General features: G+C 52.3%; 8 protein-coding genes. 4 read left to right on the top strand and 4 right to left on the bottom strand.

The window, feature by feature from the left end:
- The first annotated feature begins 68 nt into the window (after positions 1-68).
- Positions 69-1,100: a two-component system response regulator gene (locus ACMHXI_RS15465; RefSeq protein WP_044735116.1), complete on the top strand. Its 1,032-nt coding sequence runs from the start codon at positions 69-71 to the stop codon at positions 1,098-1,100.
- Positions 1,101-1,158: 58 nt separating this feature from the next.
- Here the strand turns inward: ACMHXI_RS15465 and ygfZ are convergent, their stop codons facing one another.
- Together ygfZ and serA are read right to left on the bottom strand one after the other, a co-directional pair.
- On the bottom strand, positions 1,159-2,121 hold the full coding sequence (gene ygfZ / locus ACMHXI_RS15460) for a tRNA-modifying protein YgfZ (RefSeq protein WP_109247847.1): 963 nt from the start codon (positions 2,119-2,121) through the stop codon (positions 1,159-1,161).
- Between the two features lie 108 nt (positions 2,122-2,229).
- Positions 2,230-3,459, bottom strand: a complete 1,230-nt coding sequence (serA, locus tag ACMHXI_RS15455) for a phosphoglycerate dehydrogenase (RefSeq protein WP_028779409.1) — start codon at positions 3,457-3,459, stop codon at positions 2,230-2,232.
- Between the two features lie 158 nt (positions 3,460-3,617).
- Between serA and ACMHXI_RS15450 the strand changes: the two genes are divergently transcribed.
- Together ACMHXI_RS15450 and ACMHXI_RS15445 are read left to right on the top strand one after the other, a co-directional pair.
- Complete coding sequence (locus ACMHXI_RS15450) at positions 3,618-4,223, top strand: DUF2238 domain-containing protein (RefSeq protein ID WP_071238484.1); 606 nt, start codon at positions 3,618-3,620, stop codon at positions 4,221-4,223.
- Between the two features lie 211 nt (positions 4,224-4,434).
- Complete coding sequence (locus tag ACMHXI_RS15445; protein ID WP_025008979.1) at positions 4,435-5,100, top strand: helix-turn-helix transcriptional regulator; 666 nt, start codon at positions 4,435-4,437, stop codon at positions 5,098-5,100.
- 997 nt (positions 5,101-6,097) lie between these two features.
- Here the strand turns inward: ACMHXI_RS15445 and ACMHXI_RS15440 are convergent.
- A complete protein-coding gene (locus ACMHXI_RS15440) occupies positions 6,098-7,534 on the bottom strand; it encodes a curlin (protein ID WP_025889354.1) in 1,437 nt (478 codons plus the stop codon).
- Positions 7,535-7,552: 18 nt separating this feature from the next.
- A complete protein-coding gene (locus ACMHXI_RS15435; protein WP_025008981.1) occupies positions 7,553-7,981 on the bottom strand; it encodes a curlin in 429 nt (142 codons plus the stop codon).
- A 411-nt stretch (positions 7,982-8,392) separates the two neighbouring features.
- On the opposite strand from ACMHXI_RS15435, the gene ACMHXI_RS15430 reads away from it, so the two are divergent.
- Positions 8,393-10,894, top strand: coding sequence for a S8 family serine peptidase (locus ACMHXI_RS15430; protein WP_413735402.1), 2,502 nt, complete (start codon positions 8,393-8,395; stop codon positions 10,892-10,894).
- Positions 10,895-11,021 lie beyond the last annotated feature (127 nt).

Here is an 11,021-nt window from a genome sequence, read left to right as displayed (position 1 = left end):
TCGCGCCGCCGGTAAAGCACTGTGGCGCTGAAATAGGATGTGGAGCCCGTAACAAGAGGGAGATTGAGATGGAAAAAGCCACTGTACTGGTGGTGGACGATACACCGGAGAACATAGATATTCTGGTGGGGATCCTCGGCGACGATTATAAGCTCAAGGTGGCGATAGATGGCCCAAGAGCGCTGGCGTTGGCGCAGAAGAGCCCTCCGGATCTGATCCTCCTGGATGTGATGATGCCGGGCATGAATGGCTATGAAGTTTGTAAGCGTCTCAAGCAGGAACCCATGACCAGCCATATCCCGGTGATCTTTGTCACCGCTCTCTCTGAGGTGGCCGATGAGACCCAGGGCTTTGATTTGGGGGCTGTCGACTACATCACCAAGCCTGTCAGTGCCCCGATAGTCAGAGCCAGGGTACGTAACCACTTGGCCCTCTACGATCAGAAGCGTTTGCTGGAACAACAGGTGCGCGAACGTACCCGCGAGCTGGAACAGACCCGCTTCGAGATCATCCGTCGCCTGGGCCGTGCCGCTGAATACAAGGATAACGAGACCGGCTTACACGTTATTCGCATGAGCCACTATGCCAGGCTCCTGGCACAACAGGCCAAGCTGCCGGACAACTTCTGTGAGCTGCTTTACAATGCGGCGCCCATGCATGATATCGGCAAGATAGGTACTCCGGACGCTGTGCTGAAAAAACCGGGGAAACTGGACGCCGAAGAGTGGCGAATCATGCAGCAACACGCCGAAATCGGTGCCGAGATTATCGGTGAGCACCCGGATCCTCTGTTGCAGATGTCCCGGCGCATTGCGCTGACTCACCACGAGAAGTGGGATGGCTCAGGTTATCCCAATGGCTTGAAAGGCAATGATATTCCCATTGAGGGGCGAATCGTCGCCATTGCCGATGTCTTCGATGCCCTGACCTCGATTCGACCTTACAAGAAGGCCTGGAGCATAGAAGATACCATGGCGTTACTGGAGTCTGAGGCGGGGAAACACTTCGACCCTGAACTGGTGGAACTGTTCAAACAGATACTGCCCCAGGTGATAGAGGTGCGTGATACTCATATGGAAACTGAGTCCGGCACTGAATAGCGACAAACTGCGGATAAAAATAAAGGCGCCGACGGCGCCTTTATTGGGTCATTCATTGTTACTCCTGCTCTTCCAGAGAGTAGGGCAGAGGCAGTACCGTCAGTTCGCTGTTTTCATCATCAGCGATGCGGAATTTGGCGCCGACTTCTGTGTCATTGGCCAGCACTGCGGTCAGCAGCAACTCGCCATTTCGTTGTACGGCTTCAATAATGCTGCCGCCCTTACGAAAACCTTCATCCAGCGCCATCTCCAGTGTGGTTTCCGGGGTGACATCGACAGTGGCTTTACCCTTGAGAATATAGAGGGCTCGCTTGTTGCCGCCACGATATTTCATTCTGGCCACGGTTTCCTGGCCCATGTAGCAACCTTTGGTGAAGCTGATGCCGTTGATGGCCTGCAGGTTGCACATCTGCGGTACAAATTGGCCCATGTGTGATGCCGGCAGGTTAGGGTAGGCGGCAAGGATTTCCAGCTCTTGCCAGGCACTGGCATCGACAGGAGGCTGCTGGCACAAGGCATCGGCCCGGGCCTTGGGCAGAACCAGAATAAAGCGCTCGCCGTCCTGCAGTACCACGCCGTCATCGACAGCACTTACTTGCTGCTCTGGACTGAAGCCCGGGAACTGCTCTGCCAGCCAAGTGGCAGCCTTGGCGCCGGCTATACCCAAGAGACTGTAATCGTCGCTGACATCGACCAGTTCGGCCTTACTGAACACAGCGTACTTCTTCAGTTGCGGCAAGTCGGCAGCCAGGGTATCCCTTGGCATCATCAATATCAGGGCATCACCCAGGGCAAAGGTTCTGAAGCTTGAAAGCATTTTGCCTTTGGGATCGCAGTGAGCGCCCCAACGCCACTGCTCGGCCGTGAGAGAGCTGATATCCGTGGTGACCTGACCATGGATAAAGCTGCGGCCCTGTTCGCCGGTAACGGCAAGCAGACCCAAGTGAGAGAGGCGGGAAATAAGCAGATCCGGAATGCCGGCATCCAGTGGCCAATCGGGCTGAGAAACGCAAATGCTCATAACAAGATCCTGAGATTGAAGGCATTAAGAGATCTGCGATTGTAGCGGATTTGACAGAAATAAACAGGGCGCCGATAGCAATATGGCGCCCTGTGAAAGCCTCAAAAATCAGAACAGCAGTCTGGTACGGATAGTACCTTCGATAGACTTGAGTTCTGTCAGTGCTTCTTCAGCCTGGGTGGTATCTACCTCCATCACCACATAACCTATGGTGGCCGTGGTTTGCAGATACTGGGCTGAAATGTTGATGCCTTTCTCCGAGAACGCCTGGTTAATCTTGATCAGAATACCGGGGCGGTTATGGTGAATATGCAGCAGGCGGGAGGCATCTTTATGCTGCGGCAGCGATACTTCCGGGAAGTTGACTGCCGACAGGGTAGAGCCGTTGTCTGAGTATTTGGCCAGCTTGCCGGCAACCTCAATACCTATGTTTTCCTGGGCTTCTTCTGTGCTGCCGCCTATGTGGGGGGTCAGTAACACATTATCCAGACCGCGCAGCGGGCTTTGGAATTCGTCAGTATTGGACTTGGGCTCAACCGGGAACACGTCGATGGCGGCACCAGCCAACTGTTGCTCCTTGAGGGCTACCGCCAGGGCGTCGATATCCACCACAGTGCCGCGGGAAGCATTGATCAGTATGCTGCCTTTGCGCATCATCGCTAGTTCGGCCTGGGCAATCATTTCTTTGGTTTGTGGTGTTTCAGGCACATGCAGGCTGACCACATCGGCTTGAGACAGTAACTGCTCCATGGAATGTACCTGCTGGGCGTTACCCAGCGGCAGCTTATCTTCGATATCGAAGAAGATCACTTTCATCCCCAAGGTTTCGGCGAGGATCCCCAACTGGGTACCGATATGGCCATAACCTATGACCCCCAGGGTCTTGCCACGGGCTTCGAAGCTGCCATTGGCGCTCTTGAGCCAGCCACCACGATGGGCCAGGGCGTTGCGCTGCGGAATACCGCGCAGCAGCATGATGATTTCACCGAGTACCAGTTCGGCCACGCTGCGGGTATTGGAGAAGGGCGCATTGAACACAGGAATACCCAGTTGCTCGGCAGCCTTGAGGTCGACCTGGTTGGTGCCGATACAGAAACATCCTATGGCAACCAGCTTTTCCGCCTGTTGTAATACTTCTTGGGTCAGTTGGGTACGGGAGCGGATTCCGACGAAATGGGCATCTTTGATCGACTGCTGAAGCTCTGAGCCGGAGAGTGATGCCTTGTGATACTCGATATTGGTATAGCCAGCCCTTTCCAGCACATCGACGGCTGATTGGTGGACGCCTTCCAACAACAGGATTTTAATTTTATCCTTGTCCAGCGAGTGTTTCGCCATGATATAGGTACCCTCTTGATTATTAACTAATGTACGTATGCTATGATGCTTTCGCCCATGCCCAATCAAAGTAGCACTTTTTTCAGGTGAAGTGGAGGGCTAGATGGCTAAAGTATTTTTTCCTAATTGAGAACAATCACTGGCATAAGGAAAGTGGCTTGAAAAACACAATTATCTGGCTGGTCATTTATTTTGTGGTACTTATCTGGTCGGCGATAGCGCCTAAAGATGATTTCACTTGGTGGCTGGAAGCGCTGCCTGGGATGCTGGCGCTGCCGATACTGTTTTTTACCCGCAAACGTTTTCCGCTGACTCCGCTGCTTTATGGCCTGATCTTGGTGCATTGCCTGATACTGTTTGTCGGCGCCCACTACACCTATGCCGAGGTGCCGCTGTTCGATACTTTAGCGCAGTGGATGGGCTCTGAGCGTAACAACTACGATAAGCTGGGCCATTTGGCCCAAGGATTTATCCCGGCAATGATTGCCAGGGAGATACTGCTGCGTAATCAAGCAGTGAAACCTGGTGCCTGGTGTGCTTTTCTGGTCAGTTGTTTTGCCTTGGCCTTGTCGGCTTTCTATGAACTGATTGAATGGTGGGTTGCCGCGGCTACAGGCACAGGTGCCGAGGCCTTTCTCGGCACCCAGGGCTATGTCTGGGATACCCAGTCGGATATGCTGATGGCTCTTATCGGTGCCATCGCCGCCTTGCTGTTTTTATCCTCATTTCATGACCGCCAGTTGCAGCGTCTTGGCGCCGATTGACAGGTCGGGACAGAGAGAGCCATATACAGTCTTTACAATATTTCATCTGGCAATGCGACTAAAGATTGTTAGAATCATACTTTATGGTGATGAAAACCGGACACTATCTGGTCAGAATCATCTGATACTTTTTGTGTAAGCTCACGGAAAGTGATTAAGGAAGCTATCCCTTTAGGGATATGAGCGAAACTTTTCAGGGAGAAGAGTAAATATGAGTAGTATCAATGAGTTGGTTTTTATAAACCAGATAGCCGCCCCTTGTCATTTGGCCATACTGGCCGAGTCCATTGGTCTTAAGACCCGTATAGTACGCCACCCGGAACAGTTGGATCCGCAGAAGAGCGATAGTACTTTCTATCTAATTTCTCAGAAGGGGTCGGCGCTGGACAATAAGGGCATTCCTCTGCTGGCCAGCCGTCTGGTCTCTCATGTTCCTGTCGCCCTCTACCAAGTTGCCAGAGGTTCACTGGATCAGGAATCGGCTATGTTGCTGGGGATCCGCGGGGTACTTTATTCAGATCAGCGCATCGATCTTATGCTTACTGGCCTGCGCAAGATGGTGGCCGATGAGCTCTGGTACGACAGAACCCTTATCAGCAAGATGTTCCGTAAGCTGGTCAAGACCTTGGACACTGGCAATGAGATGTCGGCCGATACGGTTTCCATGCTGCAGATGTTGACCCGGCGTGAACGTACCATTATTCAGCTGGTTTCCAGTGGTGCCAGGAATAAAGAGATAGCCCAACGTCTGTGTATCAGTGAGCATACGGTCAAGGCGCATATTTCATCGATTTTCCGCAAGACTCAATCTCGTAATCGAGTCGAATTGTTGCGTTGGGCCCAGACCTATCAGAGTCACTTCGATCTCATCAGTTGATTTGTCGCTAGATCCAGCCTGAACTTGGCCCCGAATGGGGCTTGTTTATGCTCTGATGGCTTTTATGTAAGCCAAGTCAGTGGAAAATTCCTGTCAGAGTGCGGCAATCGCCGCTGCTTTGCGCCTTTTTGCGCGTCGGGAATGGCTTTCTGCCAAAGCCATGATAGCCGTTGTGCCTGCGGCGAAAGTCGTGGTGTAAATGCATCCATGCATAAGGGTCAGCTCGCCTTCCTTGGCTCGCGTTCATAAGCCACTCGCCACCGGCGAGCATTCGCCTTCAGCTATGTTATTTGCGCCAAAGGCTCTCGGCGACACCGAGGAGGGATTGGAGCAATTTTGTGAGAGCTAACTTGTTTGAAGCTACCTATATGCCTGCAGACATACACCTCATTTTCAGGCACAGGCGGAACTGTGACCGTCGAAAACAGGGCCGAATTTTGTTCCTGACAAATTCGGCATTTCCTACGTCCATGTAGGTCAGATGTTTTCGTCGAGGCTACAGGGACGTATTAACGCCGTGTCACAGGATCGCCTGTGCAAGAGCCCACCGCAGGTGATGGGTTACGTCTGTGGTCAAAAGCCCGGCAAGTATTGGTGAGGGATTTAAGGCTTAAAGCAATGCTAGCCGCCGTGCCAGCGGCGTAAAGTCGTGGTGTAAATGCCTCCATGCACAACGGCCAGTTCGCCATCCCTGGCTCGCGCTCATAAGCTTGTTGCTTCGCAACTCTCGCCGAGTCACAGGATCGCCTGTGCAAGAGCCGGGCTGCAACTTAGCTGGCAGCTAAAACCAGGTTTATTAGTGATATTTGGTTCAAAGCCATGTTAGCCGTTGTGCCAGCGGCGAATACTCGCCTTGTTATTCGATGCTTATGGTATGGGGTTCCCAAGAAACCGCTGGAACCATGAGTTTTCAAGCCATGATGACTCACGCTCAGTTGGCAATTGGGCAAACAAAAAGGGAGCCAAGAGGCTCCCTTCGCATAAAGCACCAGAGTGATTAGTTCTGGATAACAGTGGCAACGTTGTAGTCGCCGCTTTGGGTTACGCTGATAGCGTTGCTGGTACCGGCCTGAGAACCGACAACCAGGTTTTCGTTACCGCTTTGGGTGATCATCAGGCTGTTACCTGTACCAACCACGGCGAAGGCGCCGCCGTCAACACCGCTCACCCAGTTGTTGTCGCCGCTTTGAACGATTTGAGCCAGGTTGTCATCACCGAGGATCAGCAGGTCTACCAGGTTGAGGTCACCGCTTTGAGTGGTTTCGATATCGGTATTGTCATAGCCAACAACAGTGACCAGAGCTTCGTTGGCGCTGCCATCTTGCTCCATATCAACTTCATTGTTCTCACCTTCCAGCTCGGCATAGGCAAAGTTTTCAGTGCCTTCCTGATGGATTTCGATCTGGTTGTCTTCACCTGTGGCGAATGCAACCAGCTCGTTGTAATCGCCCTGTGAAGTCAGGTCCATGCTGTTGTCAGTGCCATAGGCGGCGGCAGTAGCGAAGTTGGTGCTGCCATCCTGCTCCAGGTCGATGTTGTTGTCGTCACCCCAGATTTGGAATTCAACGCCGTTGGTGTCGCCTTCCTGCTGGATATCGACTACGTTGTCGCTACCCTGAATATCGGCAACCAGCAGATCGCCTACCGCGTTGCCATCACCTTTCTGGTAGATTTCAACATCGTTGTCATCACCTGTGGTGAATTCGAGTACTGCGGTGTTGGCAGTGCCGGTTTGCATCATTTCGATGTTGTTTTCAGAGCCGGACAGGGCGTAAACAAAACCAGTGTTCAGATCACCTGCCTGATCGATTTCGATGTTGTTGTTATCACCGGCAACGCCACGCACGCCACCTATGTTGCTGTTGCCTTCCTGCAGCACGGTCACAGAGTTACCGTTACCTACGTTGGGGCTGAAATCAACGGCTATCATGCCGGCTTCGTTGTTGTTACCGTTTTGGCTGATATAGCCAGAGTTGTCGTTGCCGTTGACACGGAATACTGCGAAGTTGGTGTCACCGTTTTGGTTTACTTCGGCGCTGTTGTTGTCACCGATCAGCTCAACATTGGCTTCGTTGAAGAAACCGGATTGAGCGACAGTTGCAGTGTTGACGTTACCGTCTACATCGACGCTGGCCACGTGCCAGTCTTCATTCTGAGTCACTATAACTTTGTTTTCGTCGCCCTTGGAATCAACATAGGCTTCGTGCCAAACGCCGTCTTGAACCACGGTGGCTTCCTGGGCAGAACCTTCCTGATTGATGACTGCCAGGTTCAGTATGCCGGTTTGCTCGGCATAGACTTCCTGACCTACAGTGCTGCGGCTCTGCTGGTTAACTGAGATTTCGTTGACACTGCCGGCGAAGGCTTGGGCACTCATACCCAGACCTGTTGTGATAGCCAGTGCAATCAGTGACTTTTTAGCTTGAGATTTCATTAAACGCTCCCTGTGTTTTTAATACTGCGTGATGCTGATAGTGGCAGCATCGGCAATTTGTTGTATCGAAAAATTGGCGCTGCCAAGCTGGTTGAGTTGCACCAGATTGTCATTGCCTATTTGAGTGATGTTTGCCTTATTGGCGTCACCCACCTGCATCATTTCAACCTGGTTATTGACCCCGAGTTGTACTACTTGTGCCTGATTTCCAAACCCGGCCTGGGTGAGGATGGCGCTGTTGTCAATTCCGGCTTGAACTATGATGGCTTGGTTGAAACTGCCTTGTTGCATCAGGTCGACCAAGTTGTCGCGTCCCTGAGTTTCCAGCAGTGTCTGGAGGGTGACTGGCAACTCCTGTAGTGCATTTACCTGGCGCTCTGTCGCTGCTGTACCAAGACTGGTCAACAAAACGGCTGAACCAAACAGGATTTTTGCGAGTACCGACACCTAAGACTCCTTTTCGTACATATCCTTGATTGAACCAGAGTGGAACAAATCAGCAACAAAAGTTACGCGTATGGGACGGGTGCCGCAATCGGAGTTAAAGGCTATTTAGGCTTTAGTCGATATTGTCTTGGTTTGAAGGTCTGATTTTATTTAGTGTATTGAAAAATAAGTCTTTATTTTTATTTTTCAGATGTTTTCAAGATTCAAAATACCTAACCCGTCTAGTAGCAAAGTCGTATTTTTCAGTTTACTACTTTCTCTCTTGTTTTCATTGCGGTAACAATCTATTTGCAATAAATAAACGCCGGATTTCACTCGCTGGCCATTGTTTGCCTGTCGTTTCAAGGAAGTGCCGCAGATGCAAGCCGTTCCGGATACCAAGGGATTATAAGGACTATAGGAAGCCCGAATATGTTGAAAAAATTCTCGCCATTGGCGGTGGCTGTCGCTGGTGTTATGGCGCTTGGCGCCGCTCCAGCAATGGCTAAAAACGAGATCCGTTACGCCAAGGACTCTATCCTGGTGGTTTACAAGGATAATGCCACCAAAGAGGAGCGCATCGCGGCTCAGCGCCTGGTACGTGGCACTCTGCGTGATGCTAATGCCGATGGTATAGATGACAAATTTGCCCGCTTGCTCGATGGCCGTCTGGCCAAGCTGAATCTGCGTCAAGGCGCTGATATTGAGCAGGCGATCAAGATGATCTCCAGCCACCCTGCGGTTAAATATGCTGAACCCAACTACATTCTGCGGGCCATAGGCATGCCGGATGATCCCCGTTTCCCTGAGCTCTGGGGCATGCACAACACTGGGCAAACCGGTGGTGTGGCTGACGCCGATATTGATGCTCCCGAAGCCTGGGATGTCACCACAGGCAGCTCGGATGTGATCATTGGGGTTATCGACACCGGGGTTGACTATAACCATCCGGACTTGCAGGCCAATATGTGGGTTAACCCGGGTGAAATTCCCGGTAACGGCATAGATGATGACGGCAACGGCGTGATTGATGATGTTCACGGTTTCAGCTCGGCCAACAATAATGGCGATCCCATGGACGGCAACGGCCATGGTACCCATGTATCCGGCACCATTGGTGCCAAGGGCAACAATGGTCTGGGTGTGGTCGGGGTTAACTGGGATGTGAAGATCATTGGTTGTCAGTTCCTGACCCCTGCCGGTACAGGTTCTACCGCAGATGCCATCGCCTGTATCGACTATATGACTGATCTCAAGGTGAATCACGGCGTTGATATCAAAGCAACGAACAACTCCTGGGGCGGCGGTGGTTTCAGCCAGGCGCTGAAGGACTCCATCGAAGCCGCCGGTGAAGCCGGTATTCTGTTCCTGGCTGCGGCCGGTAATGACACCAGTGACAATGATGTCAGCCCTCATTATCCGTCCAACTATGAATCGGACATAGTGATGTCTATCGCCAGTACCGATAGCTCGGATGGTATCTCCTGGTTCTCCAACTGGGGTGCTACCAGCGTAGACATGGCGGCGCCTGGCAGTGCCATTCTGTCAACGGTTCCAGGTGGTGGTTACGAGAGTTATTCGGGTACTTCCATGGCTACGCCTATGGTGACCGGGGTGGCGGCTCTGGTGTGGTCCATCAACCCGGATCTGACACCGCTTGAGATGAAAGAACTGTTGATGAATTCGGGTGATGCCAATGCGGCCATGACTGGCAAGAGTGTTGCCGGTACCCGTCTGAACGCGGCCAACGCGCTCGATCAAGCCAACCCAAGCCCCAGTTATCGCTTCAGCGTGACTCCGGCTGCCCGCACTATCGAAGCCGGTGAAAGCACCAGCTATGACTTCAGTGTCGGTAGTGTGGCCGGTTGGGATGGTAGTGTTGAGCTGAGTGTCAGTGTGGAGCCTGCTCTGGAAGGGGTATCTTTGTCTGCCACCAGCGTTGGTGCCGGTGACAGCTTTACCCTGAACGTAGCCAGTACCGCCGAGACTCAGTGGGGCGATTACGCCATCACGGTATCGGGTAATGACGGCAGTATTGAAAAGAGCAGTGTGGTGAGCCTGGAAATCATCCCTCAAGGGCTGAATGACTTCCCATACAGCAATGATACCCCAGTGGCTATTGCCGATAACACCACAGTGACCAGCACCATTGAGATCGCCGATCCGCTGCAGATCTTTGGTGTCAATACCAACGTCAACATCAGCCACACCTGGATTGGTGATTTGACAGTGACCCTGACTTCGCCATCCGGCACCGAAGTGGTGCTGCATAATCGCGAAGGCAGCAGCAATGACGATATCGTCAAGAGCTGGGGTCTGGGCGACTTCAACGGTGAAATTGCCCAAGGTACCTGGACTCTCAGCGTGACTGACCATGCCGGTGGTGATACAGGCACCCTGAACAACTGGGGTATGGTGATCACGGCGCTGGGTGAAGCCGGTCCTTCAGCACCTAATGCCGGCTTTGACTATCAAGCCGAAGGTTTGAGCGTCAGTTTCAGCAATAGCAGCTCTGATATCAATGATGATATCGCCAGCTACCACTGGGATTTCGGTGACGGCTCTGTCTCCAGCGAGGCAAACCCTCAACATGTGTATGCTGAGGCCGGTACCTACACAGTGACCCTGACAGCGACCGATGCCACCGAGCTCAGCGACAGTGTCAGCATGGAAGTGCAGGTATTTGCCCACAGCATCTCTGCCGATATCAGCCGCGCCCTCAAGTCCCGTCGTGGCAGCGCCATGGTCGATGTTAACTGGAATGGTGCCCTGGGTGATGAAGTGGCGATTTTCCGCGACGGTGAGCAGGTTGCGACCACCGTCAACGATGGCCAGTTCCGTGACCGCTTCAATACCGAAGCCAATAGCGTGACTTATCAGGTTTGTGAACTGGAAGCCGAGCTTTGCTCTGATCCCGTTGTTGCTCAATTCTGATAACCCAAATAGATGAAAGCGGCCATCCGGCCGCTTTTTTTATGGTCATATCGCGCAAAAATTAATTTTTGATGACGGGGAGAGATAATTAGTTTCGAGGTTTACTGATTATTTGATGTAAAAATAT

Origin of the sequence: Shewanella sp. BJSY2023SW005 (genome assembly GCF_047314585.1) — a bacterium.
Classification (GTDB): domain Bacteria; phylum Pseudomonadota; class Gammaproteobacteria; order Enterobacterales; family Shewanellaceae; genus Shewanella; species Shewanella algae.
Note: the sequence above shows the minus strand (reverse complement) of the source record. Positions and strands in the feature narration are given on the sequence as shown.